The organism is Collinsella sp. AM36-4AA, assembly GCF_003467795.1.
Classification (GTDB): Bacteria; Actinomycetota; Coriobacteriia; order Coriobacteriales; family Coriobacteriaceae; genus Collinsella.
The window spans coordinates 1-25,889 of record NZ_QSHS01000027.1; the positions used below are offsets into that span (position 1 = coordinate 1).

The following is a 25,889-nucleotide window of genomic DNA, read 5'->3' on the forward strand; positions in this document are numbered from 1 at the left end:
TCGGACCACTTCTTAGTGAACATCAACAGTCGCCGGTCGACCGGAAGGCGAGGCGGGAGCTGTTGCCCTGGTCCCCGTCATCGCTATCGACGACGACCTCGACTATCGGCGTGACTGACCGCACCCCATCGGGGTCGTCCACATCGTAGCCGACATGCAGCGTGGAGCCGGCCGTGACTGTCGTCGCGGATAACGTCACGTTGGAGATGCTGGGCGGGTTCGGGTCCGACGCAGCGAGGACGGTTGAGGGCAAAGCTAGCGCTACGGCGGCGGACAGCGGGACGAGCAGACTAAGCGCGAAGCGCCTGGAGAATTTCAAGGAGGTCATTGACGATGCCGATCTTCCATAATTGTTGCAACGATACCAGTATATCTTTGGCCCACGCTAGCCTGATGTTCTTTCCGCGAACGGCTCGTTAGTTTAGAGACGGCGTATGGACGCCCGTCTCGTCCAAGTTTCTCGTAAGGGCGATTATGAGGGCATGAAGAGACTTTCTCGGAACAATCAATTGGGGATATCAAAGAAATGCTGGACGCCGCCCGATCGCTCAATGCCTTTGAGGCGAAATGCGGCGCATCGGCTACGTTGTTGAGATCATTTATCGAGCGATACGTCATTCCAGCCGAGGCCACCATCATGAGGCTTCTGTTCCTACGCCCCCGCAATCCCGCGGGCCGCACTCAACAGCTCATACTCCCTCTGGCTCCACTAGTACAGCTCGGCCGCGCGCACGGCGTCGCGGCACAGGTTTAGGAACACCTCAGCTCCCTCGCAGAAGCACTCGCGGGCAAAGACGCCGGATCCGTCCGCAACGCACACGCCGTCGGCAAAGAGCTTCCAGCTGGACGGCTCGCGCGAGTTGTCTCCGAGCAGCTTGATCTGCAGCACGTGCGGGTCGCCGGCGGCGCAGAGCTCTTCCTCGAGCACCTGCACGGTAAAGCGCATCTGGTGGGAGAGACTACTCTTGACCATGGCCGAGGCGTAGCCGCTCGGCTCGTCCAGAAGATGTATTTGTTTTGGCTTGGCTGCCAGATTCTGGAAGCTGTACTCACTGCGCACGGAGAAATTGTCCATACGGACTCCTTTCATCGATGTTGGCAGGGCCACCGTGCCTCTTGGCCGGTTGGCGTCGGGATCGTGGAGCCAACTCTCTACCCCGACTCTGGATAAAACGCGCCCGCTCTTTGCGGGCACGATGGAGTCTATCAGCGAGCGCGGACACAAATCAAGCGCGCTTGCGAAATGACGCGCGGATGGCGTTGGTTTCCCAAGTGATTATTCGGCTTTCATCCGAAAAAGTGTCGAAATCAGTCGTGTAAAAGTACGGAAAAGTGTCGAAATCGGCACCTCAAAATTACGGAAAAGTGTCAAATTCGATAGGCAAATTATCCGGAAAAGTGTAGCTGGATGACAAAACAGCACTTAGAAGCCAGTGCTGGATGCGGAATCCTGTGGCCGCCTTAACCCTCGCTACTCGTCTCCGTCGTTGGGGTCGCCTTTGAGGGTGTTGATGTCCAAGTGCTGATTGTCGTCCTCTTTTTGCCGCGTTGCCGATTCGGACGCGGTGGGGCCGCGGAACAGCTGGAATCCCTCAAACGCAATGACGCCGAGCAGGGCAATGATAATGGCGATAAAGGCAACCTTGACTGCCTGCGGAAATTCCGAGAAACGCAGCGCCTTTTCCGTGGCGTAATAATCGGCGAAGCGCTCTTCGCCCGTGCTTTTGGTATACGCCGGCGCGGACGCGGCCTCCGGGTCATATTCCGGTGCAGGCGTGGCAGCGTACGGATCGTTGAGATAATCGCTCGATGCGGTGCCATAATCTTCGGTCTCGATGCGACCGGTGTCAGCATAGCCATCGGAATAATCGGAATATGCCGCACCGCCCTCATAATCCGCGGCGCTCGTGTTGGCGGCAAAAAGCGGGTTAACTGGAACATCGAGCGCCGGCATGCCGGTAGAGGTCTCATCCAGATCGGCTGCAGCCCAGAAATCGTAGGCAACCTGATGGGCAACGGGCTCATCGAGCCTTGTGACCGGAGGCTTGCGTGCCGCAGGAACAGGCAACTGCTGGGCGCTGTACATAACGGTGCTGTCGGCCGATTTGCCCTGCGTCGCCGCAGCGAGAAATGCCGCCGTCTCGGACGGGTCGCTTGCGGGGCGGGGAGTGGGCGTGGGCGCCGAAATGGGTGCGGGCGCAGACGCGGGCGTCAAAACAGGCGGCTGCGCAGGAGTCGGCGCAGATGCGGGCTTAGGCGCAAGTGCGGGATTGGGGCTTGACGGGCGAGCCCCACCGCCCATGAGTTCGTCGGCGGTCCACGGGCGATCATCCATCACGTCGTCAAGGCTCAGCGAAAACAGGTCGTCTTCACCCTCATCGAACATGCGGTGCACATGTCCACCAATTGCCGGAATCAATCCGCGACCGGTGCATGATGCCTTGCTCAACGCCATTCTGTTCCACCCTTTCGAAATACTAATGACATCGATTATATGGAACTTCCCAAGCGGCTCGGTCTTGGATTCGAGCTTTCCAGAACTCGCGCCCAAAAGGGGAGGGGCAATCTAGGCGAGTGCCTACTTGTCGTCGGCCGCCGCCTTGGCCTCATTGAGGTAGCTATAGAAGCTGTACTTGGAGATGCCAAAGAACTCGCAGGCGCGCTCGCTCGACTTGGAAATGAGGAAGGCGCCGCGACGGTCGAGGTAGCCAATGGCGCGAATGCGCTCATCTTTGGTCATGAGTGCCGCGGGCTTGCCCACAAACTGTTCGCACTCGTGCAGCAGGTCCTCGAGCAGGTCGCCGATGTTCTTGGTAATGGGCTCGGGCTCGGTGTAACCCGTGCCGCCGGTGCCGGTAAAGGCGTCGAGCGAACGCTCAAAAGCCTTCATAAGCGTAATGTCAAAGTTGATGCCCAAAATGCCGACGGGCTTGCCCTCATCGTTGCGGATAAAGATGGTCGAGGACTTGAGCAGCTTGCCATCGGCGGTTTTGGTGAGGTACGGCTCGCGGTCGTGCACGTCGGCGGTGCCCTCGTGCATGGATTCAAGCACAATATGGCTGGGGCCGTCACCCAGTTTGCGCCCGCTGACGTGGCCGTTTTCGATCACTACGATGGAGCGGTCCACGTCCTCGGTCTCCAGGTCGTGGACGACGACTTCGCAGTTGGGGCCAAATTGGAGCGCCAGGCCGTGTGCAAGGCGCTTGTAGAACTCAATCTGTGCGGGGGTCATGGGTGCCTTCCTAAAAATTAGTTTGGGCTCACTGTGCCATAAACCCCACTTGTTCGCAAATAACGAAAGCATCGCTGCGTTATGCGACCGTTCGGCGGCGAAAAGGTACCGATTACGGCAACAAACAATTTGTTAGGTTTTCCATTCAAAAAGTGTGATAGAACAGTGCTAACAAACTTTTTGTTTGGCATCCACATAAAAGTTCAGCCGTGTGAATGGGATCGGGCTGAAACGCGTATGCGGGGGCCGGCAAGAGAGAACTTAAGGAGTTCACCGTATGGCCGATAAGATCCAGTGGGCGGGCAACACGATGCCCAAGAGCGATGACAAGCACTTGGGAATCATGAGCCTCGACCACGTGAAGAAGGCCCGCGCCTTCCACCAGTCGTTCCCCCAGTACACCGTCACTCCGCTTGCCCGCCTGGATGGTCAGGCTGCGCGCCTGGGCCTTTCCAACCTGTGCGTTAAGGACGAGAGCTATCGCTTTGGCCTCAACGCCTTTAAGGTCCTGGGCGGTTCGTTTGCCATGGCCAACTACATTGCCGACGAGACCGGCAAGGACGTTGCCGAGTGCACCTTCGATTACCTGACCTCCGATCAGCTTGCCAAGGACTTTGGCCAGGCCACCTTCTTTACTGCCACCGACGGCAACCATGGCCGCGGCGTGGCATGGGCTGCCAACAAGCTGGGCCAGAAGGCCGTCGTGCACATGCCCAAGGGTTCCACCAAGCCCCGCTTTGATAACATCGCCGCCGAGGGCGCCACGGTGACCATCGAAGAGGTCAACTACGACGAGTGCGTGCGCATGGCCGCCGCCGAGGCCGACGCCTGCGAGCGCGGCGTCATCGTTCAGGATACCGCCTGGGAGGGCTACGAGAAGATCCCGTCCTGGATCATGGAGGGCTACGGCACCATGGCTTCCGAGGCTGCCGAGCAGCTGCGCGAGATGGCCATCAACCGCCCGACGCACGTCTTTGTCCAGGCTGGCGTGGGCTCGCTCGCCGGCGCCGTGGTGGGCTACTTCACCAACCTGTATCCCGATAACCCGCCCACCTTCGTCGTGGTCGAGTGCGCGCCTGCCGCCTGCCTGTACAAGGGCGCTGCCGCCGGCGACGGCGATCCGCGCATCGTGGACGGCGACATGCCCTCCATCATGGCCGGCCTGTGCTGCGGCGAGCCCAACATCCTGGGTTGGGATATCCTGCGCAACCACACCACCGCTTTCGTGTCCTGCCCCGACTGGGTCACCGCTCGCGGCATGCGCACCCTGGGCGCTCCCGAGAAGGGCGACCCGCGCGTTATCTCCGGCGAGTCCGGCGCCGTGACCACCGGTCTGGTCGAGACCCTTATGCTCGATCCCGAGTACGCCGAGCTCAAGGAGCTCATCGGCCTGGACAAGACGAGCTCCGTGCTCTGCTTCTCCACCGAGGGCGACACCGATCCGGATCAGTACCGTCGCATCGTCTGGGAGGGCGAGTACCCGACTTGCTAGCGGGTCTGACCTGTCCGGAGGCAGCCGGAGGACTTTACTCCCTGCTCGGACAGTCCTGCTCGCACGGAGAGCACATTAAGTGCTCTCCGGCTCGTGCGGAACTCGCGACGGAGCAAAGTCCTCCGTCCGCCTCCTATGGTTACTTGCTTGTGGGGTGCTCGACCTCACGCCGCTTGGCACAAGTGATCTATCTGAGATATCTACCTGTAGGTAAACCCTTGTAGAAAGGTTGACTGTTATGGCTAAAGAACTCGATTTCGACGCTATCAAGGCTGCGGCTGAGTCTCATCGTGCTGATATGACTCGCTTCCTGCGCGCTATGATCTCTCACCCCTCTGAGTCCTGCGAGGAGGGTGAGGTTGTTGCCTGCATCAAGGCCGAGATGGAGAGCCTTGGCTATGACGAGGTCAAGGTCGACGGCCTGGGCAACGTTATGGGCTTTATGGGCGAGGGCGACAAGATCATCGCCATCGACTCCCACATCGACACCGTCGGTATCGGCAACATCGAGAACTGGGATGCCGATCCCTATGAGGGCTACGAAACCGACGAGATCATCTACGGCCGCGGCGGCTCCGACCAGGAGGGCGGCATGGCTTCTGCTACCTATGCTGCCAAGATGATGAAGGACATGGGCCTCATCCCCGAGGGCTACAAGATCATGGTCGTCGGCACCGTCCAGGAAGAGGACTGCGACGGCATGTGCTGGCAGTACATCTACAACAAGGACGGCATTAAGCCCGAGTTCGTCATTTCCACCGAGCCCACCGACGGCGGCATCTATCGCGGTCACCGCGGCCGCATGGAGATCCGCGTCGACGTTCACGGCACCTCCTGCCACGGCTCCGCTCCCGACCGCGGCGACAACGCCATCTACAAGATGGCCGACATCATCGCCGACGTCCGCGCCCTCAACAACAACGGCTGTGACGAGTCGACCGACATCAAGGGCCTCGTCAAGATGCTCGACCCCAAGTACAACCCCGAGCACTTCGAGGACGCCCGCTTCCTGGGCCGCGGCACCTGCACCGTCAGCCAGATCTTCTACACCAGCCCCAGCCGCTGCGCTGTCGCTGACTCCTGCGCCATCTCCATCGACCGTCGCATGACCGCCGGTGAGACCTGGGAGTCCTGCCTGGACGAGATCCGTAACCTGCCGGCCGCCAAGAAGTACGGCGACGACGTGAAGGTCTCCATGTACATGTACGACCGTCCGTCCTGGACCGGCGAGGTTTACGAGACCGAGGCTTACTTCCCCACGTGGATCAACAAGGAGACCGCTCCGCACGTCAAGGCCCTCGTCGACGCCCACAAGGCCATGTTCGGTGACGAGCGCATCGGCTGCGAGCCCAGCATGGACAAGCGCACCGGTCGCCCGCTGTGCGACAAGTGGACCTTCTCCACGAACTGCGTTTCCATCCAGGGCCGCTATGGCATCCCCTGCGTCGGCTTCGGCCCGGGTGCCGAGTCTCAGGCTCACGCTCCCAACGAGGTCACCTACAAGGACGACCTGGTCACCGCTGCCGCCATGTATGTGGCTGCCCTGAACCTCTACGATCCGAGCCAGGCCGATGGCGATGCCACCGTGTTCCGCGCCGGTCTGACCAACAACAAGATCGATTAGTCCCATTCCTCGATCTTGTTGAGCCGGGGACAGCTCGTGTCCCCGGCACCCCCTGTTGACTTGGGGCCCGCGGTCGTTATCTCCCATGCTTCCTCAACGGTAGCGGGTCCTCGTCATAGCGCTCTGCATGTTCTAGCCACACGCGCATGCCGGAGCACATCTACTCATTGCGATCGTTTCATCTATGGAAAGGATATTTACATGGACGCCAAGTTTACCGAGCTCGTCGAGCAGCTGAACGGCCTCGATTTTAAGGGCATGTACGGCAGCGACTTCCTGCACACCTGGGATAAGACCACCGATGAGCTCAAGGCTCTCTACATCGTTGCCGACGCCCTGCGCGAGCTGCGTGAGAACAACGTTTCGTCCAAGATCTTCGACTCGGGCCTGGCCGTCTCCCTGTTCCGCGACAACTCCACCCGTACGCGCTTCTCCTTCTCTAAGGCCGCCAACCTGCTCGGCCTCGAGCTGCAGGACCTGGACGAGAAGAAGTCCCAGATCGCTCACGGCGAGACCGTCCGCGAGACCGCTACCATGATCTCCTTCATGGCCGACGTCATCGGCATCCGCGACGACATGTACATCGGCAAGGGCGACGCCTACATGGCCGAGGTCTCCGAGTCTGTCCAGCAGGCCTACGAGGACGGCGTTCTGGATCACCGTCCCACGCTCATCTCCCTGCAGTCCGACTCCGATCACCCCACGCAGTCCTCTGCCGACATGCTCTACCTCATCAACGAGTTTGGCGGCCTCGAGAACCTCAAGGGCAAGAAGGTTGCCGTCACCTGGGCCTATTCGCCTTCTTACGGCAAGCCGCTGTCCTGCCCGCAGTCGCTGATCAGCCTGCTGCCCCGTTTTGGCATGGACGTCACCCTGGCCCACCCCGAGGGCTACGATCTCATGCCCGAGGTCGTCGAGCGCGCCAAGGGCTATGCCGCCGAGTCCGGCACCACCTTTAAGCAGGTCAACACCATGGCCGAGGCCTTCGAAGACGCCGACATCGTGATCCCCAAGAGCTGGGCTCCGTTTGCCGCCATGGAGAAGCGCACCAACCTGTACGCCGAGGGCGACGACGCCGGCATCGCTGCGCTCGAGAAGGAGCTGCTCGCTCAGAACGCCACCCATCAGGATTGGTGCTCCACGACCGAGCTCATGGAGAAGACCGCCAACGGCCAGGACACCATCTTTATGCATCCGCTGCCCGCCGACATCTCTGGTGTCTCTTGCGAGCACGGCGAGGTCAACGCCGACGTCTTTGACATGCACCGCGTGGGCATGTACAAGGAGGCCAGCTACAAGCCGTACGCCATCGCAGCCATGATGTTCCTGCAGAAGGTTGCCGATCCCGCCGCTACCCTCAAGGCCCTCGACGAGCGCAACACCGCCCGTTGGTTCCAGGCCTAAAGCCGCGCTGAGGTAAGCCATGTAAAGGGGGCGCTCTGCCAACCGGCGGGGTGCCCCTTTTTGCATCGTGGGCGTGCGGGATAAGCGCTTTCGATGTAGATGCCCCGCGACGCGAGTTATGGGTACGATGGTTCCAGGGGAGGTATCGCCATGAAACTTGGTTGCGTCATTATGGCTTCGGGCGAGGGCAAGCGATTTGGCTCTAACAAGATGCTCGCCGATATCTATGGCGAGCCGCTGATTGCCCGGACCATTGATTCGGTTCCCCGGGGCTTTGACGTTGTGGTTTCGACGCGTTGGCCCGAGGTCGCTCAGATTTGTGATGACAAGCATTGCCCGTGCGTGCTGCACGATGGCGAGCTGCGCAGCGAAAGCGTCCGTGCGGGCCTTTCGTGGGGAGTCGAACGCAACTGGAAAGGTTGCCTCTTTTTGCCGGGCGACCAGCCGCTCGTGAGTTCGGATTCTTTTGAGGCTATGGTTCGTGCATTTGACGAGCGTGGCCGCAAGCATCCGGTGCGTCTTGCGTGCAACGGTGAGCCTTCGAGCCCGGTGCTCTTTCCGGCGGAACTGTTCGATGCACTTATGTGTCTTGAGGGTAAGGACGGCGGCGGTTCGATCCTCAAGGACCGTACCGACGTGGTGCTGGTCGAGGCGCGTGCCTACGAGCTGTGGGACGTCGATACCGTCAAGGGACAGCGACGCATAACGGAGCATATCGCCGCCTGCTCGTATTTTGATCGCGAGGCCAACTGCATCAATCAATAAGGAGCAATTATGATCATCATCAAAAACGGCGCACTCGTGACGCCCCAGGGGCTTCGCCGCGCCGATCTTGCCATGGATGGCGATAAGATCGTGCGGATTGCCGCGGCGATTGAGCCGGCCGAGGGCGATACCGTCGAGGATGCTGCGGGCTGCTGGGTGTTCCCGGGCTTTATCGATGGGCACACGCACATGCAGTGCTGGACCGGCATGGATTGGACAGCCGATAGCTTTGAGACCGGCACGCGCGCGGCTGCCTGCGGCGGCACGACGACCATTGTGGACTACGCGACGGCCGATCGCGGCGTGACCATGCCCGATGCCTTGGTCGAGTGGCGTCATCGCGCCGACGGCACCTGCACCGCCAACTATGCCTTCCATATGGCGCTTGCCGAGTGGAATGAGCGCAACCGCGCCGATCTTTCGGCCATGCGCGAGGCGGGCGTGTCGTCGTTTAAGACCTACTTTGCCTACGACCATCTGCGCCTGGACGATGCCGAGACGCTCGAGGTGCTGGAGGAGCTCAAGCGCGTGGGCGGTATCCTGTGCGTGCATTGCGAGAACGGCACGTTGGTCAACGCGCTGCAGAAGCGCGTGTTTGAGCAGGGTATCCACGGGCCCGAGGGCCATGCGCTCAGCCGTCCGGACGTGTGTGAGGCCGAGGCCGTGAGCCGCCTGCTGTATCTGGCGCACTTGGCCGGGGACGCTCCGGTCAACGTGGTGCACCTTTCGACCAAGCTGGGGCTCGAGGCCATTCGCGCTGCCAAAGCGCGCGGGCAGAAGAACATCTATGTCGAGACATGCCCTCAGTATCTGATGCTCGACGACACCTGCTATCTGGAGCAGGGCGAGGACGGCTTTGCGGGCGCCAAGTACGTGATGAGCCCGCCGCTGCGCCATGCCGGTGACCGTGCCGCGCTGCGCGAGGCGCTTGTGGCTGGCGAGATCGATACTATTGCCACCGACCACTGCAGCTTTAATCTGCACGGGCAAAAGGACCGAGGACGCGATGATTTCCGCGCGATTCCCAACGGCGGGCCCGGCGTGGAGCATCGTCCCGTTGCGATTGCCACGAGCTTTGAGGGACAGCTGGGTCCCGAGGATCTGTGCCGCTTGATGAGCGAGAACCCGGCGCGCGTTTTTGGCATGTATCCGCGCAAGGGCTGTCTTGCCGAGGGCGCCGATGCCGACGTGTGCGTGTGGGATCCGTGCGCGCGTTGGACGATCAGCGCCGCGACGCAGCATCAGGCCGTGGACTACACGCCGCTCGAGGGCTTTGGGGCACATGGCCGCGCCAAGGCCGTGTTTGTGAACGGCGTGCTGGCGGCACGCGACGGCGAGCCCACCGGAGCCCAACCCGGCCGCTACGTGCCCCGCTAACAGGAAGACCGCCGGGGTAGCTAATTTGGGAGATGATTTTTCGGGACGGGGTAGCAAAAAGAGCCCCGTCCCAAATTTGCTACCCCTGGAGGCTGGTGGCGATGAGGGGGCGGTTGAGGGCTGCCTCGAAGCGATCTGCCATTGTTGGGTCGGCAAGCGTGTCGGCTTGGTTGAGCATGACGCGTGCGGTGCTGAGTCCCAGCGCCTGCATCTCGGCATTGAGCACCTGGGCGACGCGCTCGGGCGTGGCGATGTCGGTAGGCTCGCAGCCGCAGCGCTCGCAGAAGAGCTCGGGGCGGTGGACAACCTCGGCGACGGGCCTGCCCAGCCCCGAGGCGCCGACGACCCAGACAACGTTTGCCGTGGCGGCGGGAATTACCGGCTCCCAGGCGGCATGCGCCTTGAGCGGGAGTCGCTTGCTGCCATCTGCCTCGGCCAACACATAGTCAAAGCGCTGCGCCAGCTGGTCGATCGGCTCAGCGGGGGCGGAGAGCTTGCCTGTCTCCGGGTCCAAAACACCCGCCTGGCAGATGCTTCCGCGGACAAGTTCCGCGCATGCCTCGCAGGTGCAGCCGGGAACATGCGGGGTCCCCGGCTTCCAAGGCGCGGCGTCCAGGCGACGGCTCGACCCGTCCCATGGCACGCCGGCGACGGGAAACATGTGCGTGGTGGTGCAGAGGAGCACGCGCCCGCCGCCGCGCATGAGCTCGAGACCCAGCATCTTCAGCAACGTCGACTTGCCGCCGCTGCCGATAATCGCGGTAATGCCCGGCTCGATCTTGAGCGCGGAGGCAAGGTTTCCGCTCGTCGTTTCCATCTGTTCACCGCCGTATAATACTGTGATAATAAATAATCATCAGAGTAGCGGCCGAACCGCTTTTGCTCTGCTCAAACCGTAGCACAGGGAGGTGCCCCGGGAATGCTCGTTTATGTTCGCGGCGCCGGCGATATCGCCACGGGCGTCGCCGCTCGCTTGGTGCGCGCCGGCGTTTCGGTCGTTATGGCCGATATCGCGGTTCCCACGTGCATCCGCCGCACAATCTGTTTTTGCGAGGCCATTCGCCTGGGCGAGGTCGAGGTCGAAGGCATTCGCGCTCGCTTGGCACGGACGCCGGCTGAGGCGCTTGAGATTACCGAGGCTGGAGACGTCGCCGTTGTGGTGGACCCTCAGGCCAAGATGCTCGATGAGCTTAAACCCGCGGCTGTGGTCGACGCGATTTTGGCTAAGCGCAACTTGGGCACCACGCGCGACATGGCGCCTGCCGTCATCGCTGTGGGGCCGGGCTTTACCGCGCCGGTTGACTGCGACGCCGTGGTCGAGACCATGCGCGGACATTTTCTCGGCCGTGTCATTACCCAAGGTTCGCCCCAGCCCAACACGGGCGTGCCGGGCATTATCGCCGGCTATGGCAAGGAACGTGTTATCCACAGCCCCGCCGCCGGCGTGTTTAGGTCCGACCGCACCATCGGCGACATCGTGAGTGCCGGCGATGTGATCGGGTATGCGGGTGATACTCCCATGGTCACGCAGATTGACGGCTGCTTGCGCGGGCTTTTGGCGAACGGCGTGCAGGTGACTGAGGGCTTTAAATGCGCCGATGTCGATCCGCGCGGCGATGCCAGCTATATCAACTACATTTCGGACAAGGCGACGTCGGTCGGCGGCGGTGTGCTCGAGGCGCTCGCTATGCTCACCGGTGTCTTTAGAGGATAGAAGGCGGCAATGGAAAAGCTCGATGTTGTGAATGCGGCGCTTGCCGCCTTGCGTGCTGGTGAGACGTGCGAGCTCGTGGTCGTGGCCGGTACGGCGGGGTCGTCACCGCGCGGCGTGGGCGCCTGGATGGCCGTCTTTGCCGATGGCAGCCAAGCGGGCACCATCGGCGGCGGCAAGATTGAGCTTTTTGCGCTGGATGAGGCGCGCGAGCTCCTGAGCGCGGGACAGTCGCGTCTGGTCCGCTACACTATGGGCGGCGAGAACTCCGATACCGGCATGATCTGCGGCGGAGCCATCTGCTTGTGCTACCTGCATCTGGATGCGACCCAGGTACCGTTGTTCCAGGAAATTGCCGACGTCTTGGCCTATCGGCGCATCGGCGACTTCGTCATCGACTTTGAGCCGTTTGTCGCGAGCGCGCTCGAGGGCGATGTGGCCGAGTACCATGGCGAGGAATCGCGCCGTACCATTGCGGGCTGCCCCGGGCTTTCGCTGGTGGAGGAGGGGGGTAAGGTCAGCTACACCAACGCGGCCTCCGAGATTCCCGTGGCGCACGTCGAGACGCTCTGCCCCGAGGGCCTGACTTATATCTTTGGCTGCGGCCACGTGGGCGCTGCGACGGCGCGGGTGCTCACGGCGGCGGGTTTTGCCGTCGTGGCCTGCGACGACCGCCCCGGCACGCTGACCCCCGAATGGGTGCCCGGTGTCTACGACCGTCGTCTGGTCGACTACAAGAACCTGAGCGAGCAGTGCCCAATCGGCCCGCGCGACCTGGTGGTCGTTGCCACAGCAGGCCACAAGTCCGATATCGACGTGGTGATTCAGGCCATGCGCGCCAAACCCGCCTATCTGGGCTGTCTGGGTTCGCGCCGCAAGACGGCCTTTGTGCGCGCCCGCCTGGAGCAGGAGGGCTTTACGCAGGACCAGATCGACGGGCTGCACCTGCCGATCGGCGTTGCCATCGAGGCCGAGGATCCCGAGGAGATTGCCATCTCCATCGCTGCCGAGATGATCCACCTGCGCCGCACCAAGCTCGTCCCCCGCAAGCGCTAGTCGCATCCCCATCAATAAGATGCGGTGAAATACGGACTGTTTAAGCCGGTTAAGCCGTCAAACAGTCCCTATTTCACCGCAACTGCCATATTGATCCCCTAGGGATCAATATGTGCGGGGGAGTTGTGGAGTTGTGCAGGCAGACGAGGTTTTTCTGGAAATACGCTCCCGATGCGCGTATAGTACCGATTGTTTTGTCGGCTCCTGCTGCGTCGAGTCCAAACCGCGAAATGCCATGAGCGGCGCGGATGCAGCCAGGAGGCACGAGGACAACCCATCGTGGCCACGCCCCGTGCTTAAAACCCCAAGAAGGAGTGAACAATGGCAGAAGAGAAGTATGTGCCGCGTCTGAAGACCAAGTACAACAACGAGGTCAAGCAGCAGCTTCAGGACAAGTTCCAGTACGAGAACGTCATGATGATCCCCAAGTTTGAGAAGATCGTCGTGAACATGGGTGTCGGCGAGGCCGCTACCGATTCCAAGGCCATCGACGGTGCCGTGCGCGACCTGCGCGCCATCACCGGCCAGCAGCCGATGATCACCCGTGCCCGCAAGTCCATCGCTACCTTTCGCCTGCGCGCTGGTATGCCGATCGGCTGCAAGGTTACCCTGCGTGGCGACCGTATGTGGGAGTTCTTCGATCGTCTGACCTCCGTCGCGATCCCCCGTATCCGCGACTTCCGCGGCATCTCCGCCAAGAGCTTCGACGGCCGTGGTAACTTCTCCATGGGCGTTACCGAGCAGCTCATCTTCCCCGAGATCGACTTCGACTCCGTCGATCACCAGCGTGGCATGGACATCACTTTCGTGACCACCGCCAACACCGATGAGGAGGCCAAGGCCCTTCTGGACGCCTTCGGTTTCCCGTTCAAGAAATAGGTTCACCTGCCCTATAAGCGCCGTTCCCACAAGGGGGCGGCGCTTGGGGCGAACAATACTCTATGTGAGGAGGATATAAGTGGCTAAGACATCGATGATCGTCAAGTGCAATCGCAAGCAGAAGTTCTCTACTCGTGAGTACACGCGCTGCCAGCGCTGCGGCCGTCCGCACTCTGTGTACCGCAAGTTCGGCCTGTGCCGTGTCTGCTTCCGCGAGCTTGCACTCAAGGGCGAGCTTCCCGGCGTTAAGAAGGCCAGCTGGTAAGTCACTACCAGCGTTTCAAGCATCAGTTTGGAACAGGGAAAACGCGCTAAAAAGGCTTTGCCGTTAAGGGCGGCGAAGAACCAAGAGCACGTGTTCATCAAGAACGAAGGAGAATCTGTATGAACCTTACAGACCCGATCGCAGATATGCTTACGCGCATCCGTAACGCTAACTCTGTGAACAAGGCCACGGTCTCCATGCCGAGCAGCAAGAAGCTCGTCGAGATCGCTCGTGTTCTGCACGAGGAGGGCTACATCGAGGGCTACGATGTCGAGGACACCGTTCCCCAGAAGACTCTGCACATCACGCTTAAGTATGGTCCCAAGAAGGCTAAGGTCATCAACGGCATCCGCCGCATTTCCAAGCCGGGCCTGCGTAAGTACACCGGCGTTGCCGACATGCCCCGCGTCCGCGGCGGCCTTGGTACCGCCATTATTTCCACCAGCCATGGCGTCATGACCGACCGCGATGCTCGCAAGCACAACGTCGGCGGCGAGATCATCGCTTACGTCTGGTAATTCGCTCGGTAGGTAGAAGGAAAGGAGATCACCGTGTCTCGTATCGGTAATAAGCCTGTCCAGATTCCCGCCGGAGTCGAAGTGGCAGTCAACGGCAACAACGTTGTCGTCAAGGGCCCCAAGGGCCAGCTCGAGCTCGATGTCTTTGAGAAGCTCGCTATCAACGTCGAGGACAACGTCCTCACCGTTTCCCGTCCCGACGACGAGCGTGAGACCCGTGCCCGCCACGGCCTCACCCGCGCCCTCATCCACAACATGGTTGTCGGCGTTTCCGAGGGCTTCGAGAAGAAGCTCGAGCTCGCCGGCGTCGGTTACCGCGTGCAGCAGAAGGGCAAGAACCTCGAGTTCTCCCTGGGCTTCTCGCACCCCGTGATCGTCGAGGCTCCCGAGGGCATCACCTTCGAGGTTCCCGACAACACCCACGTGAACGTCAAGGGTATCAACAAGCAGCAGGTCGGTCAGATCGCCGCTGAGATCCGCGGCCATCGTCCTCCCGAGCCTTACAAGGGCAAGGGTATCCACTACGTTGGCGAGCACATCCGCCGCAAGCTGGGTAAGGCCGCCAAGTAGTCGTAACCGACTCACTCGCATAAGACCAGCACCCCGTCAGGTGCTGGCAAGATCAACCTTTTTAGGAGTTTACGTATGAACAAGCATAAGGCGAAGCTGGAAGGCCTCAAGCGTCGTCAGCGTCGTGTTCGCGGCAAGGTCTCGGGTACCTCCGAGCGTCCGCGTCTTCGCGTGACCCGTACTAACGCCAACATCTATGCCCAGATCATCGACGACAGCAAGGGCTCTAGCCTGACGCTCGTCTCTGCCTCGACCCTCGAGGCCGAGTTCAAGGGCACCCACACCTCGAACAAGGAGGCTGCGGAGAAGGTCGGTCAGCTCGTTGGCAAGCGCGCCATCGAGGCCGGCATCACCAAGGTCGCCTTCGATCGCGGTGGCCGTATCTACCATGGCCGCGTCAAGGCCCTCGCCGACGGTGCTCGTGCCGCCGGTCTCGAGTTCTAGGAGGTATGTAGCACATGGCTCGTAATCAGAAGCAGCAGCGCGAGGCCTCCGAGTTCGAGGAGCGCGTCGTTTACATCAACCGCGTGTCGAAGACCGTCAAGGGTGGTCGTCGCATGAGCCTCGTCGCTCTCGTCGTCGTTGGCGACGGCAAGGGCAACGTCGGCGTTGGCATGGGCAAGTCCGCTGAGGTGCCCCTGGCCATCTCCAAGGCGTCTCTCGATGCCAAGAAGAACATGTTCCACGTGCCGGTGACCGAGCAGGGCACCATCCCGCACGAGGTTCTCGGCCACTTTGGTGCCGGCCGCATCATCATCAAGCCCGCTGTCGAGGGTACCGGCGTTATCGCCGGCGGCGCTGTGCGTCCCCTCTTCGAGCTTGCTGGCATCAAGAACGTCCTGTCCAAGTCCCTCGGTACCGACAACGGCCTCAACATCATCAAGGCTGCCGTCGAGGGCCTCAAGGAGCTCTCCAGCCCTGAGGACGTCGCGGCTCGCCGTGGCCTGACGGTCTCCGAGATGTTCGTCGGTAAGGAGAACTAAGCATGGCTGACACCATCAAGATCAAGCAGGTCCGCAGCACCAACGGTTGCAAGCAGGACCAGGTCCGTACTGTCCGTGCCCTCGGTCTCCACAGGATCCGCGAGGTTCGCGAGATTGCTGACAACGAGTCCGTCCGCGGCATGATCTTCAAGGTCAAGCACCTTGTCGAGATTGTAGAGGAGTAGCAAATGCAGCTTCACGATCTTACTCCCGCGCCCGGTTCCACCAAGAACCGCAAGCGCGTCGGCCGTGGCAATTCTTCGGGTCACGGCACCACTTCTGGCCGCGGCCAGAAGGGCCAGGGTTCCCGCTCTGGCGGCACCAAGGGTGCCGGCTTCGAGGGTGGCCAGACTCCGCTGGCTATGCGCCTGCCCAAGCTTCCGGGCTTCCGCAACCCCCGTCGTATCGAGTACACCGCTGTTAACGTTGAGCGTCTCGAGCGTAAGTTCGAGGATGGCGCTGTGATCGACGGTGCCGCTCTTAAGGCCGCTCGCATCACCAAGAGCGAGTTCGAGCCCGTCAAGGTGCTCGGCAATGGTGAGCTCACCAAGAAGTTCACGGTCAAGGTCGACAAGGTAAGCGCTTCTGCGCAGGCCAAGATCGAGGCCGCCGGCGGAAAGGTCGAGCTGCCGTGCTAAATGGTCTTAAGAATGCTTTCCGCATCAAAGAATTGCGCGAAAAGATTCTTTTTACCATAGCTATGCTCGTCGTGTACCGCATTGGTGCGCACGTTCCTGTGCCCGGCATTCCCTTCCAGGGGATGCTGGGCCTTTTCTCGACCGATAACAATTCGGTCGCCGCAGGTGCTATGGCCCTCCTGAATCTTTTCTCTGGCGGCGCGTTGAGCTATGTGTCGGTGTTTTCGCTGGGCATCATGCCTTACATCACCAGCTCAATCATCCTCCAGATGCTCCAGGCCGTTGTGCCTTCCCTGCATGAGCTTGCCCGCGAGGGTGAGGTCGGTCAGACCAAGATTACGCAGTATTCGCGTTACCTCACCCTGGCTCTGGCAATCCTCAACTCCGTGGGTTACCTCTTCCTCTTTAAGAGCTTCGGCATCAGCTTTAATGGCGCCGGCGCTCCCGAGATCATCTTCGACCTCATGATCGTCGGCACGCTCACTGCGGGCGCTATGCTGATCATGTGGATTGGTGAGCTCATCACCCAGCGCGGTATCGGCAATGGCATGTCCCTGATCATCTTTGCGAACATCATGGCCGGCCTGCCGCAGGCGATCTTCTCCAGCACCGAGGGTAATGCCGGTGGCATCATCACCATGGTGATCATCTGCGCCATCATCCTGCTGGTTATCCCGCTGATTGTTTTTCTTGAGCGCGGCCAGCGCCGCATCCCGGTCTCCTACGCTAAGCGCGTCGTGGGCCGTCGCATGATGGGTGGCCAGACCACCTACCTGCCCATCAAGGTCAATACCGCGGGTGTCGTGCCGATCATCTTCGCTTCGGCGCTGCTGTACTTCCCGGCTCAGATTGCCGTGTTCTTCCCCGGCATCGGCTGGATTCAGGCAGTTGCCTCTGCGCTTTCGACCGGTTGGCTCAACTGGGTGCTTAATGTTGTCCTCATCGTGTTCTTCGCGTACTTCTACACCTCCATGGTGTTCAACCCCGATGACACGGCCGACAACCTTAAGAAGCAGGGCGGCTTTATTCCGGGCGTCCGTCCGGGTAGGGCTACCGCGGCCTACATCAAGAACGCGCTCAACAAGATCACGCTTCCCAGCGCTGTCTTTTTGGCGCTCATCGCCATCGTGCCTTCGATCATCTTCTCCTTCACGGGTAACCATCTGATCCAGGCATTTGGCGGCACGTCCATCCTCATCATGGTCGGCGTCGTGCTCGACACGGTCGATAAGCTCGAAGGCCAGATCAAGATGTATGATTACGATGGATTCTTTAAATAGGCTAGAGGAGGATTGCTCATGAACCTCGTATTGCTCGGAGCTCCGGGTGCCGGTAAGGGCACCGTCGCACAGGAGCTCGTCGCCGAGTTTGGCGTCGCTCACATTTCCACGGGCGACCTGCTGCGTGCTGCCGTCAAGGGTGGCACCGAGCTTGGTATTCAGGCTAAGAAGTACATGGACGCTGGCGAGCTCGTTCCCGACCAGCTCGTGATCGACCTTGTCAAGGAGCGCCTTGCTGCCGATGACGCCCAGCAGGGCTTCATCCTCGACGGCTTCCCGCGCAACACCGCCCAGGCTGTGACGCTCGATTCCGAGCTCTCCGCCATGGGTCGCGAGATCGACTGCGCCCTTCTGGTCGACGTGGCCCCCGAGGTCATCATCGATCGTCTGTCTTCGCGTCGCACCTGCCGCGCCTGCGGTTACACCGGCACCGCTGCCGATGCTACCTGCCCCAAGTGCGCCGGCGAGATGTATCAGCGCGACGACGACAAGCCCGAGACCATCAAGAACCGTCTCGACGTCTACGAGAAGTCCACGAGCCCGCTCGTCGACTACTATCGTGGCCAGGGTCTGCTCAAGTCGGTCAACGGTGACCAGGCTCGCGAGACCGTGTACGGGGATGTCAAAGAGGCTCTTGGTCTATGATCAAGATTAAGTCTGCAACGCAAATCGAGCAGATGAAGAAGGCAGGAGCGCTATCTAAGATGGCGCTCCGCCACGTTGGAGCCATGGTGCGCCCTGGTGTTTCGACCTTTGAGCTCGATCAGCTCGCGGAGCAGATTATCCGTATGCATGGCGGCACCCCGGCCTTTAAGGGTTACGGCGGGTTCCCCGGTACCATTTGCGCATCGATTAACGATGCCGTGGTCCACGGTATTCCCAACCCCGACATGATCCTGCGCGATGGCGATATCATCTCCATCGATACGGGAGCCGTTGTCGACGGTTGGGTTGGCGATAACGCTTGGACGTTTTTTGTCGGCACACCCACGCCCGAGGCCAAGGCCCTGTGCGAGGTCACGCGCGATTGCCTTAAGGCTGCCATCGAGCAGGCTGTTCCCGGTAACCATATCGGGGATGTTGGTTACGCCGTTCAGTCCCTCGCCGAGTCTCACGGTTACGGCGTGCTTCGTGACTATGTGGGCCATGGCATTGGCCGCGTGATGCACGAGGACCCCAACGTTCCTAACTATGGAAAGAAGGGGAGGGGCGTTCGCCTCCAGGCCGGCATGGTCATTGCCATCGAGCCGATGGTTACGATGGGTTCCAACCATGTGAGCACGGGCTCCGACGGTTGGATTGTTACGACCAACGACCACCTGCCCGCCGCACACTACGAGAACACCGTCGCCATTACCAATGACGGTCCGGTGATTCTCACCACGGATGCCCAGGGTGCTTGGTGTTCCTTGCAAGGCGGTGAAATGTAAAAGTCGCCGCCCCCTGATGCCCAACCTCGCCTTTCAATTTCGAAGGCATGACCCCAAGGTCTATGCCTTCTCATTTCAAGGCGATCTTGGGCATCAGGGAACGGCTTTGTTTTACATTTCTCAAATGTAACAAGTTCCGCTTAGTTGTGGAGCCATTACGAAGATACTACGATACGTGCATGCGTATTGTAGAATACTCAATCGCTGTCGTTTTCTAGAGAAAGATGATTGCTTGTGAAGAAGGAAGACGCAATTGAGCTCGAGGGTACGGTAAAGGAACCGCTGCCCAACGCCATGTTTAAGGTCGAGCTCGAGAACGGTCATTCGGTTCTGTGCAACATTTCTGGCAAGATCCGAATGAATTACATCCGTATTCTCCCCGGTGACAGGGTTGTCGTGGAGCTTTCCCCGTACGACCTGACCCGCGGCCGCATCACCTATCGCTACAAATAGCGGCACGCATACACGCACTCCATTTCCGGCTGCAGGCTTAGCTCAACCTACGGTCGGATTGTGTGTGAAGACCAGCCATAGTTTTAAACGCCTGCGGCTGGGCGAGTAGATAGTAGGGAAGTAGTTTGAGCGCTACCGAAAGGAAGAACGATGAAGGTACGTCCTTCGGTCAAGAAGATGTGCGATAAGTGCAAAATCATTAGGCGCCATGGCAAGGTCCTCGTCATTTGCGAGAACCCCCGTCATAAGCAGCGTCAGGGTTAAGAGAGGAGACTACGTTGGCCCGTATTAATGGTGTCGACCTCCCGCGTGAGAAGCGCGTTGAGATCGGTCTGACCTACATTTACGGCATCGGCCGCACCACTGCGACGAAGATCTGCGTCGAGTGCAACGTTAACGTGGATACGCGCGTTAAGGACCTCACCGAGGATGAGGTTAACGCCATCCGCGATTATATCGATAAGAACCAGATCATGGTTGAGGGCGACCTCCGCCGTGAGCGCAACCAGAACGTCAAGCGCCTTATGGACATCGGCTGCAACCGCGGCCTTCGTCACCGCAAGGGCCTCCCGGTCCGCGGCCAGCGCACCCACACTAACGCTCGTACCCGCAAGGGCCCGAAGCGTCAGATCGGTGCTAAGAAGAAGAAATAAGGAGCGCTAGATAGATGGCTACTGCTAAGAAGAACGTTCGCGCTGCCCGTCTGAAGCGCGCGGACCGTAAGAACATTTCCGTGGGCCAGGCTCACATTCGTTCTACGTTCAACAACACGATCGTTTCGATCACCGATCCCCAGGGCAACGTCATTTCCTGGAAGTCGGCTGGCCAGGTGGGCTTCAAGGGCTCCCGTAAGTCCACGCCGTTCGCTGCCCAGATGGCTGCCGAGGCTGCTGCCAAGCAGGCCATGGAGCACGGTATGAAGAAGGTTTCCGTCTTCGTCAAGGGCCCCGGCTCCGGTCGTGAGACCGCCATCCGCTCCCTCCAGGCTGCTGGCCTCGAGGTCTCGAGCATCCAGGACAAGACCCCCATTCCGCACAACGGCTGCCGCCCCAAGAAGCGTCGCCGCGTGTAACTGAAAGGATCGTATCAATATGGCAATCGACAGGACTCCTGTTCTTAAGCGCTGCCGTCAGCTCGGGATCGATCCCGCTGAGCTCGGTTACAGCAGCAAGAAGGAATCTATCCGTCAGCCCAAGCGCCGTCGCAAGGAATCTGAGTACGGCATGCAGCTGCGCGAGAAGCAGAAGGTCAAGTTTATTTATGGCGTTCTGGAGAAGCAGTTCCACGGCTACTTCAACAAGGCCCGTAAGATGAACGGCGTCACCGGTGAGAACCTCATGATCATCCTTGAGTCTCGCCTCGACAACGTTGTCTTCCGTCTTGGCTTCGCCCGCACCCGCAAAGAGGCTCGTCAGTCCGTCCGTCACGGTCACTTCACCGTGAACGGCAAGCGCGTGGACATCCCGTCCTACCGCGTCAAGGCCGGTGACGTCGTCGCTGTCGGCGAGAAGTTCCGTGACCTCCTCCCCATCAAGGAGGCCCTGATTTCCTCCGAGCGCTTTGAGGTCCCTGGCTGGCTCGAGGTCGATATCGAGAAGCTGTCTGGTAACGTGCTCGCTCTGCCGACGCGTGAGCAGATCAGCGGTGATATCAACGAGCAGCTCATCGTCGAGCTCTACTCTAAGTAGTCCATCCGGGCTGCTGAGGCTGGAGGTAATACATGTCAGAATTCATTAGGCCTCAGGTTCAGGTCGAAGAGATCAACGAGACGTCTGCTCGTGTCTCCGTCGAGCCGCTCGAGCGTGGCTACGGCGATACGCTGGGTAACTCCCTTCGTCGCGTTCTTCTGTCCTCGCTCGAGGGTGCCGCCGTCGAGGCTATTCAGATCGATGGTGCGCAGCACGAGTTCATGACCATCCCTAACATGGTCGAGGATGTCACCGACATCGTCCTGAATGTCAAGGGTCTTGTCTTCAGGGCTCTCGGCACGACCGACGAGGCGACCGCCACCATCTCGGTTGACGGCCCCTGCGAGGTCACCGGTGCGGACTTCTTTATTCCGTCCGAGTTTGAGCTGGTCAACCCCGAGCAGCACATTGCTACGCTCACCGAGGGTGGCCATCTCACCATGAGCATGCGCATCGGCTATGGCCGCGGCTATGTTTCTGGCGAGGCCAACAAGCGCGACAACGATCCCATCGGTGTGATCCACGTCGACTCGCTGTACTCGCCGGTTTCCCGTTGCGCCAAGCTCGTTGAGGCTTGCCGTGTCGGTCAGCATACCGACTACGACCGCCTTGTCCTCGAGATCGAGACCAACGGTTCCATCGCCCCGCGCGACGCCGTGGTCCAGGCTGCCAATATCATCAACCAGCATATGGCCGCCTTTATGAACCTTGCCGAGACCCCCGAGGTCGAGGAGGAGGCTTCGATCTTCGCTCCCGAGGTCACCAACGACAACGCCGAGCTGGACAAGCAGATCGAGGATCTTGACCTTTCCGTCCGTTCCTACAACTGCCTTAAACGCGCCAGCATTCACTCGGTCCGTCAGCTCGTTGAGTTCTCGGAGAACGATCTGCTCAACATCCGTAACTTCGGTGTTAAGTCGATCGAGGAAGTGAAGGACAAGCTTGAGTCCATGGGCCTGAGCCTGAAGGCTTAATGCTTCGCATATTTGAGGAGAAACTAGACCATGCGTCACAACGTTAAGAAGGGCCTGAAGCTCGGCACCGATGCGAGCCACACCAAGGCCATGAAGAAGAGCCTTGCTAAGGCCCTCTTCGAGAACGACCGCATCAAGACCACCGAGACCCGCGCTAAGGCGCTGCGTTCGGTCGTCGATCCGATCATCACTTGGGCCAAGAAGGGCGACCTGCACTCTCGTCGTCTGGCTATCGCCAAGCTCGGCGATAAGCAGCTCGTTGCCGAGATCTTCGACAAGGCTGCCCAGGGTATGTGGCAGGACCGCAACGGCGGTTACACCCGCATCATGAAGCTCGGTAACCGTAAGGGCGACAATGCTCCCATCGTTATCATGGAGCTCGTCACCGAGCCTTGCACGCCTAAGGCCAAGAAGGCTGCTCCGGCCCCCAAGAAGGCCGCTGCTCCCAAGAAGGTCGAGGCTGCCGAGGAGGCTCCTGCTGAGGAGACCGCTGAGTAGACAATCCGTCTGCATAGGCTATATTCGAGGGGTACGTTCGCGTACCCCTCTTTTTTTGTCGCGATACCGTTACTTGTTTGTTGGGAGCGCCCATGACTGCGCCGTCTGATTTCAATTCGATTTCCGAGCTTGACGCCACGCTCGTATTTCGCGTGGCCTATGATGGCTCGTCGTATAGCGGATTTGCCGAGCAGCCGGGACAGACGACGGTTGCGGGTGAGCTGCGTCGAGCCATCGAGACGCTGCTTCGCCGTCCGATCGATCTGACGTGCGCAGGTCGTACCGATGCCGGCGTGCATGCCGTGGCTCAGTACATCAGCGTGCCCGTAACGGACGCTGAGCTCGCCCTTACGCGCCGTAGGTGGCTGCGGGCTATGGATGCCCTGCTGCCTAAAGATATCGCCATAAACGAGGTCTACAGGGCCCGTAAGGGCTTTTCTGCACGCTTTGACGCGCGTTCCCGTACGTATACGTACCGTATTGCCGATCGCGATGCGCGCCCCGTGCTGTCCCGTGGTGCCGTGTGGTGGCATCGCTATCCCTTGGACGTCGAGGCCATGTCTGCGGCCTGTCCCGCGCTTTTGGGTGAGCAGGACTTTAAGAGCTTTTGCAAGGTCGCCTCTGCCGTGGGCAAGCCTACGCACCGCTGCGTGATGCGGGCCGAGTTTGGCCATGAGGTGGCCTTTGGCGAGGATATCCTGACGTTTACCATTGAGGGCAACGCATTTTTGCATTCGATGGTCCGCACGATCGTGGGCACGCTTGTCGAGATTGGCATGCATCGCCGCGAACCCGAGTGGATGCGCGAGGTCATCGACGCTTGCGACCGTACCGCTGCGGGCCCCACGGCTCCTGCCTGCGGCCTTACGTTTATGGGCGTGGATTACGATCCCGCCGAGCTTGTCGTGCTCGACTAGGGGAGGGCTCGACGCGTCGTGCTTCGACACCTGTCATCTGTGGGCTGCACGTGTGCAACATCTGTTCTTGGCGTGCAATACAACCGATGTCTCATTGCTTTTATTGCCGGGGTGTACCATGAACCACGATTTAATTCATTGCTGTCGAGAGGACGGATAACTTGGTTCGACGTGGCTCGCATCCGCGACTTTCGGTGATCCTTGTGGTAGAAGGTTCGCCCAGCTATGCGATGCGTGCGCTCGAGAGTATCCAGAACCAAGACCTCTACGATTTGCAGATTGTCGTTGTCTGCCGCGATGCTGCGCCCGGTGTGCGCCATTCGCTTCAAGTTGCTGCCGACAGGGACATCCATATTGATTTGATTGACGTCGAGGACGCGAAGCGCGGTGCTTGTCTTCGTGCCGGTTTTGCTGCCTCGCGTGGCTCTCAAATCATCGCTATGAACGCCGATGAGTGGTTTGCTCCGCAGTCCCTTTCCAAGATGGTCGATATCGCGTGCGATACTACGGCAGACATAGTGCTCCCCACGGTGTCGCTCGACCGCTATGATGCACATCGAGAGCGCCATTCGCGTGTCTTGGATGCTGCCTCTATTGCCATAGAAGACGAGTCTTCTATGGTGACTGGGCTGCCCCAGTTGATTTTAGGCGGCTTGGTTGCTCAAGTCTCTGGCGTGATGTACAGCCGTCCACTGTTTGAGGCATGTCTTTTGTGCGATAAGACGTTTCGCACGGTTGGGTTTATGGCGTGCGCGCTCTCGCAGGCACAGCGCGTCTCCGGATGCGGCGACGCTTGTTTCCACGCGGCGGCGCCTAAGCTTACAGATGCCTTTGATCCCACCATGTATGCCAAGGTATCCGATGACGCCCGGGCGCTCGACGAGCTTGCGGACTCACTCTCGGAAGCAGATAGCGGTGGTCGGCTCAAGCTGGCAAGCCAAAAGTTCTACTTTGCCGGACTGGTCGCCTGCATCGAGAATTTGTGTCTGAGCCCGCATGGAGTGTCGTCAATCGAGCGTTCCGCCCGCATGCGTGATATGCTCGAGGCGCCTCGAACCCGTCAGATGGTCGCCGCGCTCAAGGATAACCATCGGGGACTCGGTCTGTTGTTTGGGCCGATCGCCAGCGCCAAGCCCGCGCGCTGCGTGATGTGTACGCATCTGGCAGCTTTTCTTAACCGGACGGGCGCAAAAACCGCCTAAACGGCTCATTACGAAACAAACTTGCATAGAATTGTTTCGAAATGCGTTCTTATACACAAAAGCCTTCAAATAGCGTTAAACTATTCAATCACTGATTGATTGTCTCCGCCATCTTTTGGAGAGAGGGTTTGTATGGCTAAAAAACGCAATGGGCGCCAGGATGCCATTAGAGATATTGTGCGCAATAAGGATGTCCGCACGCAGCGCGTGCTGGTCGATGAGCTCCGTGCTATGGGCTTTGATTGCACGCAGGCGACTGTCTCTCGCGATATTGCCGATATGGGGCTGCGTAAGCTCCCTGAGGGCATCTATGTTCTGGCAGAGGACCTGCACCTGCAGCGTATGGTTTCCGAGCTCGTAACGGGCGTTCTGCGTACCGATAATCTGGTTATGATCAAGGCTCAGCCTGGCACGGCTTCCGGCATCGCCGCCGCCGTTGATGCGGCAGAGTTGCCCGATGTGCTTGGCTCGCTTGCCGGCAACGATACGATTTTGGTTATTGCCCAGACGGCCGAGGACGGCGAGCGCCTCGAGGCGCTGATCAATAAGCTGAGCAATTCTCGCAAGTAGGTGTGCGGGCCGTGCGCTCGGCATTGCGTGCACTGACATAGTGGCTTGTAAGGGGCATCGACGTTGGTCGGTACCCCTTTTTGTTTGCCGGTATAAAGACCGCCCACCAGGTCGCTTCAAACTAAAAGGCCCCGAGCAGTTCAATAAGCTGCTCGGGGCCTTGTTGGCTTTAGTCGCGTACTTCTTAGCCGACCGTATCGTCAGGCGTGGGCGAGGGGTCGGGAGTGGGCGTAGGCGTAGGCGTGCCGCCATCGCCGCCGGTCGAGCCACCAGTGGAGCCGCCCGTCGAGCCACCAGTGGAGCCGCCCGTCGAGCCACCGGTCGTACCGGTGCCGCCGGTGGTGTCGCCGCCCGTGGTCTCGG

The 25,889-nt window shown here is 60.1% G+C and carries 33 protein-coding genes and 1 riboswitch; of the genes, 29 read left to right on the plus strand and 4 right to left on the minus strand.

The window, feature by feature from the left end:
• The first annotated feature begins 173 nt into the window (after positions 1-173).
• Positions 174-350 (plus strand): hypothetical protein, encoded by a 177-nt coding sequence (locus DW850_RS10440; protein WP_158565248.1) that lies wholly within the window; start codon positions 174-176, stop codon positions 348-350.
• Between the two features lie 359 nt (positions 351-709).
• On the opposite strand, the gene DW850_RS08345 is transcribed toward DW850_RS10440, so the two are convergent.
• From DW850_RS08345 to DW850_RS08360, 3 genes are all read right to left on the minus strand, one after another.
• Complete coding sequence (locus tag DW850_RS08345) at positions 710-1,075, minus strand: hypothetical protein (protein ID WP_117786807.1); 366 nt, start codon at positions 1,073-1,075, stop codon at positions 710-712.
• An 8-nt stretch (positions 1,076-1,083) separates the two neighbouring features.
• A riboswitch (SAM riboswitch) is annotated at positions 1,084-1,174 on the minus strand.
• A 297-nt stretch (positions 1,175-1,471) separates the two neighbouring features.
• The gene (locus tag DW850_RS10200) at positions 1,472-2,455 is read right to left on the minus strand and encodes a hypothetical protein (protein ID WP_158565249.1); all 984 of its coding nucleotides are present in this window, start codon (positions 2,453-2,455) and stop codon (positions 1,472-1,474) included.
• A 123-nt stretch (positions 2,456-2,578) separates the two neighbouring features.
• Positions 2,579-3,232: a transcriptional regulator gene (locus tag DW850_RS08360; RefSeq protein ID WP_117647522.1), complete on the minus strand. Its 654-nt coding sequence runs from the start codon at positions 3,230-3,232 to the stop codon at positions 2,579-2,581.
• Positions 3,233-3,509: 277 nt separating this feature from the next.
• Here DW850_RS08360 and dpaL point away from each other — a divergent pair, with 277 nt between their 5' ends.
• The 5 genes from dpaL to hydA all read left to right on the plus strand — a co-directional run bounded on the left by dpaL (position 3,510) and on the right by hydA (position 9,894).
• Positions 3,510-4,724, plus strand: a complete 1,215-nt coding sequence (gene dpaL / locus DW850_RS08365) for a diaminopropionate ammonia-lyase (RefSeq protein WP_055252227.1) — start codon at positions 3,510-3,512, stop codon at positions 4,722-4,724.
• A gap of 238 nt (positions 4,725-4,962) precedes the next feature.
• Entirely contained in the window at positions 4,963-6,348 is a 1,386-nt protein-coding gene (locus DW850_RS08370) for a YgeY family selenium metabolism-linked hydrolase (RefSeq protein WP_055252228.1), read from the plus strand.
• Between the two features lie 201 nt (positions 6,349-6,549).
• Positions 6,550-7,752: a knotted carbamoyltransferase YgeW gene (gene ygeW, locus DW850_RS08375; RefSeq protein WP_117786810.1), complete on the plus strand. Its 1,203-nt coding sequence runs from the start codon at positions 6,550-6,552 to the stop codon at positions 7,750-7,752.
• A gap of 150 nt (positions 7,753-7,902) precedes the next feature.
• The gene (locus DW850_RS08380; protein WP_158565250.1) at positions 7,903-8,517 is read left to right on the plus strand and encodes a nucleotidyltransferase family protein; all 615 of its coding nucleotides are present in this window, start codon (positions 7,903-7,905) and stop codon (positions 8,515-8,517) included.
• Positions 8,518-8,526: 9 nt separating this feature from the next.
• Positions 8,527-9,894 (plus strand): dihydropyrimidinase, encoded by a 1,368-nt coding sequence (hydA, locus tag DW850_RS08385; protein ID WP_117786812.1) that lies wholly within the window; start codon positions 8,527-8,529, stop codon positions 9,892-9,894.
• A gap of 79 nt (positions 9,895-9,973) precedes the next feature.
• On the opposite strand, the gene yqeC is transcribed toward hydA, so the two are convergent.
• A complete protein-coding gene (gene yqeC / locus DW850_RS08390; RefSeq protein WP_117786813.1) occupies positions 9,974-10,711 on the minus strand; it encodes a selenium cofactor biosynthesis protein YqeC in 738 nt (245 codons plus the stop codon).
• 102 nt (positions 10,712-10,813) lie between these two features.
• Between yqeC and yqeB the strand changes: the two genes are divergently transcribed.
• From yqeB to DW850_RS08505, 23 genes are all read left to right on the plus strand, one after another.
• A complete protein-coding gene (gene yqeB / locus DW850_RS08395; protein WP_117786814.1) occupies positions 10,814-11,608 on the plus strand; it encodes a selenium-dependent molybdenum cofactor biosynthesis protein YqeB in 795 nt (264 codons plus the stop codon).
• Positions 11,609-11,617: 9 nt separating this feature from the next.
• Positions 11,618-12,661 carry an XdhC family protein gene (locus DW850_RS08400; protein WP_117786815.1) on the plus strand — a complete coding sequence of 348 codons (1,044 nt, stop codon included), beginning with the start codon at positions 11,618-11,620 and terminating at the stop codon, positions 12,659-12,661.
• Positions 12,662-12,982: 321 nt separating this feature from the next.
• Positions 12,983-13,540 (plus strand): 50S ribosomal protein L5, encoded by a 558-nt coding sequence (gene rplE / locus DW850_RS08405; RefSeq protein WP_006235260.1) that lies wholly within the window; start codon positions 12,983-12,985, stop codon positions 13,538-13,540.
• 79 nt (positions 13,541-13,619) lie between these two features.
• Complete coding sequence (locus DW850_RS08410; protein WP_022094280.1) at positions 13,620-13,805, plus strand: type Z 30S ribosomal protein S14; 186 nt, start codon at positions 13,620-13,622, stop codon at positions 13,803-13,805.
• A 119-nt stretch (positions 13,806-13,924) separates the two neighbouring features.
• Positions 13,925-14,323, plus strand: a complete 399-nt coding sequence (rpsH, locus tag DW850_RS08415; RefSeq protein WP_006235262.1) for a 30S ribosomal protein S8 — start codon at positions 13,925-13,927, stop codon at positions 14,321-14,323.
• Between the two features lie 33 nt (positions 14,324-14,356).
• Positions 14,357-14,893, plus strand: a complete 537-nt coding sequence (gene rplF, locus DW850_RS08420) for a 50S ribosomal protein L6 (RefSeq protein ID WP_006235263.1) — start codon at positions 14,357-14,359, stop codon at positions 14,891-14,893.
• 75 nt (positions 14,894-14,968) lie between these two features.
• Complete coding sequence (gene rplR, locus DW850_RS08425; RefSeq protein WP_006235264.1) at positions 14,969-15,337, plus strand: 50S ribosomal protein L18; 369 nt, start codon at positions 14,969-14,971, stop codon at positions 15,335-15,337.
• A gap of 14 nt (positions 15,338-15,351) precedes the next feature.
• Positions 15,352-15,876, plus strand: a complete 525-nt coding sequence (rpsE, locus tag DW850_RS08430; RefSeq protein ID WP_055252236.1) for a 30S ribosomal protein S5 — start codon at positions 15,352-15,354, stop codon at positions 15,874-15,876.
• Between the two features lie 2 nt (positions 15,877-15,878).
• Positions 15,879-16,061: a 50S ribosomal protein L30 gene (gene rpmD / locus DW850_RS08435; RefSeq protein ID WP_006235266.1), complete on the plus strand. Its 183-nt coding sequence runs from the start codon at positions 15,879-15,881 to the stop codon at positions 16,059-16,061.
• 3 nt (positions 16,062-16,064) lie between these two features.
• Positions 16,065-16,514, plus strand: coding sequence for a 50S ribosomal protein L15 (rplO, locus tag DW850_RS08440; protein WP_006235267.1), 450 nt, complete (start codon positions 16,065-16,067; stop codon positions 16,512-16,514).
• Positions 16,508-17,794 (plus strand): preprotein translocase subunit SecY, encoded by a 1,287-nt coding sequence (secY, locus tag DW850_RS08445; protein WP_035137447.1) that lies wholly within the window; start codon positions 16,508-16,510, stop codon positions 17,792-17,794. Before rplO ends, secY begins: the two co-directional genes overlap by 7 nt.
• An 18-nt stretch (positions 17,795-17,812) precedes the next feature.
• Positions 17,813-18,439, plus strand: a complete 627-nt coding sequence (locus DW850_RS08450) for an adenylate kinase (RefSeq protein ID WP_055252238.1) — start codon at positions 17,813-17,815, stop codon at positions 18,437-18,439.
• Positions 18,436-19,224 carry a type I methionyl aminopeptidase gene (map, locus tag DW850_RS08455; RefSeq protein WP_006235270.1) on the plus strand — a complete coding sequence of 263 codons (789 nt, stop codon included), beginning with the start codon at positions 18,436-18,438 and terminating at the stop codon, positions 19,222-19,224. The genes DW850_RS08450 and map overlap by 4 nt, the downstream gene beginning before the upstream one ends.
• A gap of 234 nt (positions 19,225-19,458) precedes the next feature.
• A complete protein-coding gene (infA, locus tag DW850_RS08460) occupies positions 19,459-19,677 on the plus strand; it encodes a translation initiation factor IF-1 (protein ID WP_035137443.1) in 219 nt (72 codons plus the stop codon).
• Positions 19,678-19,827: 150 nt separating this feature from the next.
• A complete protein-coding gene (gene rpmJ / locus DW850_RS08465; protein ID WP_006363204.1) occupies positions 19,828-19,941 on the plus strand; it encodes a 50S ribosomal protein L36 in 114 nt (37 codons plus the stop codon).
• A gap of 14 nt (positions 19,942-19,955) precedes the next feature.
• Positions 19,956-20,330 carry a 30S ribosomal protein S13 gene (gene rpsM / locus DW850_RS08470; RefSeq protein WP_022094275.1) on the plus strand — a complete coding sequence of 125 codons (375 nt, stop codon included), beginning with the start codon at positions 19,956-19,958 and terminating at the stop codon, positions 20,328-20,330.
• A gap of 14 nt (positions 20,331-20,344) precedes the next feature.
• Entirely contained in the window at positions 20,345-20,749 is a 405-nt protein-coding gene (gene rpsK, locus DW850_RS08475) for a 30S ribosomal protein S11 (RefSeq protein WP_006235274.1), read from the plus strand.
• 19 nt (positions 20,750-20,768) lie between these two features.
• Positions 20,769-21,365 carry a 30S ribosomal protein S4 gene (gene rpsD / locus DW850_RS08480; RefSeq protein ID WP_006235275.1) on the plus strand — a complete coding sequence of 199 codons (597 nt, stop codon included), beginning with the start codon at positions 20,769-20,771 and terminating at the stop codon, positions 21,363-21,365.
• A gap of 32 nt (positions 21,366-21,397) precedes the next feature.
• Positions 21,398-22,339, plus strand: a complete 942-nt coding sequence (locus DW850_RS08485; protein ID WP_006235276.1) for a DNA-directed RNA polymerase subunit alpha — start codon at positions 21,398-21,400, stop codon at positions 22,337-22,339.
• Positions 22,340-22,369: 30 nt separating this feature from the next.
• On the plus strand, positions 22,370-22,837 hold the full coding sequence (gene rplQ / locus DW850_RS08490; protein ID WP_055287451.1) for a 50S ribosomal protein L17: 468 nt from the start codon (positions 22,370-22,372) through the stop codon (positions 22,835-22,837).
• Positions 22,838-22,929: 92 nt separating this feature from the next.
• Positions 22,930-23,754 (plus strand): tRNA pseudouridine(38-40) synthase TruA, encoded by an 825-nt coding sequence (gene truA, locus DW850_RS08495; protein ID WP_117786816.1) that lies wholly within the window; start codon positions 22,930-22,932, stop codon positions 23,752-23,754.
• 203 nt (positions 23,755-23,957) lie between these two features.
• Positions 23,958-24,956: a glycosyltransferase gene (locus tag DW850_RS08500; protein ID WP_147349608.1), complete on the plus strand. Its 999-nt coding sequence runs from the start codon at positions 23,958-23,960 to the stop codon at positions 24,954-24,956.
• A 132-nt stretch (positions 24,957-25,088) separates the two neighbouring features.
• Positions 25,089-25,526, plus strand: a complete 438-nt coding sequence (locus DW850_RS08505; protein ID WP_006235280.1) for an arginine repressor — start codon at positions 25,089-25,091, stop codon at positions 25,524-25,526.
• The last annotated feature ends 363 nt before the right edge of the window (positions 25,527-25,889 follow it).

Bases quoted from the DNA above. Each gene is read 5' to 3' on its own strand.
- rplE (WP_006235260.1), top strand. From the start codon at position 12,983: ATGGCAGAAGAGAAGTATGTGCCGCGTCTGAAGACCAAGTACAACAAC.
- dpaL (WP_055252227.1), top strand. From the start codon at position 3,510: ATGGCCGATAAGATCCAGTGGGCGGGCAACACGATGCCCAAGAGCGAT.
- rpsE (WP_055252236.1), top strand. From the start codon at position 15,352: ATGGCTCGTAATCAGAAGCAGCAGCGCGAGGCCTCCGAGTTCGAGGAG.
- DW850_RS08400 (WP_117786815.1), top strand. From the start codon at position 11,618: ATGGAAAAGCTCGATGTTGTGAATGCGGCGCTTGCCGCCTTGCGTGCT.
- yqeC (WP_117786813.1), bottom strand. From the start codon at position 10,711: ATGGAAACGACGAGCGGAAACCTTGCCTCCGCGCTCAAGATCGAGCCG.
- rpsH (WP_006235262.1), top strand. From the start codon at position 13,925: ATGAACCTTACAGACCCGATCGCAGATATGCTTACGCGCATCCGTAAC.
- DW850_RS08380 (WP_158565250.1), top strand. From the start codon at position 7,903: ATGAAACTTGGTTGCGTCATTATGGCTTCGGGCGAGGGCAAGCGATTT.
- rplR (WP_006235264.1), top strand. From the start codon at position 14,969: ATGAACAAGCATAAGGCGAAGCTGGAAGGCCTCAAGCGTCGTCAGCGT.
- DW850_RS08360 (WP_117647522.1), bottom strand. From the start codon at position 3,232: ATGACCCCCGCACAGATTGAGTTCTACAAGCGCCTTGCACACGGCCTG.
- DW850_RS08505 (WP_006235280.1), top strand. From the start codon at position 25,089: ATGGCTAAAAAACGCAATGGGCGCCAGGATGCCATTAGAGATATTGTG.
- yqeB (WP_117786814.1), top strand. From the start codon at position 10,814: ATGCTCGTTTATGTTCGCGGCGCCGGCGATATCGCCACGGGCGTCGCC.
- DW850_RS08345 (WP_117786807.1), bottom strand. From the start codon at position 1,075: ATGGACAATTTCTCCGTGCGCAGTGAGTACAGCTTCCAGAATCTGGCA.
- rpmJ (WP_006363204.1), top strand. From the start codon at position 19,828: ATGAAGGTACGTCCTTCGGTCAAGAAGATGTGCGATAAGTGCAAAATC.
- rpsK (WP_006235274.1), top strand. From the start codon at position 20,345: ATGGCTACTGCTAAGAAGAACGTTCGCGCTGCCCGTCTGAAGCGCGCG.
- ygeW (WP_117786810.1), top strand. From the start codon at position 6,550: ATGGACGCCAAGTTTACCGAGCTCGTCGAGCAGCTGAACGGCCTCGAT.
- DW850_RS08370 (WP_055252228.1), top strand. From the start codon at position 4,963: ATGGCTAAAGAACTCGATTTCGACGCTATCAAGGCTGCGGCTGAGTCT.
- DW850_RS08485 (WP_006235276.1), top strand. From the start codon at position 21,398: ATGTCAGAATTCATTAGGCCTCAGGTTCAGGTCGAAGAGATCAACGAG.
- DW850_RS10200 (WP_158565249.1), bottom strand. From the start codon at position 2,455: ATGGCGTTGAGCAAGGCATCATGCACCGGTCGCGGATTGATTCCGGCA.
- hydA (WP_117786812.1), top strand. From the start codon at position 8,527: ATGATCATCATCAAAAACGGCGCACTCGTGACGCCCCAGGGGCTTCGC.
- rplQ (WP_055287451.1), top strand. From the start codon at position 22,370: ATGCGTCACAACGTTAAGAAGGGCCTGAAGCTCGGCACCGATGCGAGC.
- rpmD (WP_006235266.1), top strand. From the start codon at position 15,879: ATGGCTGACACCATCAAGATCAAGCAGGTCCGCAGCACCAACGGTTGC.
- DW850_RS08450 (WP_055252238.1), top strand. From the start codon at position 17,813: ATGAACCTCGTATTGCTCGGAGCTCCGGGTGCCGGTAAGGGCACCGTC.
- rpsD (WP_006235275.1), top strand. From the start codon at position 20,769: ATGGCAATCGACAGGACTCCTGTTCTTAAGCGCTGCCGTCAGCTCGGG.
- map (WP_006235270.1), top strand. From the start codon at position 18,436: ATGATCAAGATTAAGTCTGCAACGCAAATCGAGCAGATGAAGAAGGCA.
- rplO (WP_006235267.1), top strand. From the start codon at position 16,065: ATGCAGCTTCACGATCTTACTCCCGCGCCCGGTTCCACCAAGAACCGC.
- truA (WP_117786816.1), top strand. From the start codon at position 22,930: ATGACTGCGCCGTCTGATTTCAATTCGATTTCCGAGCTTGACGCCACG.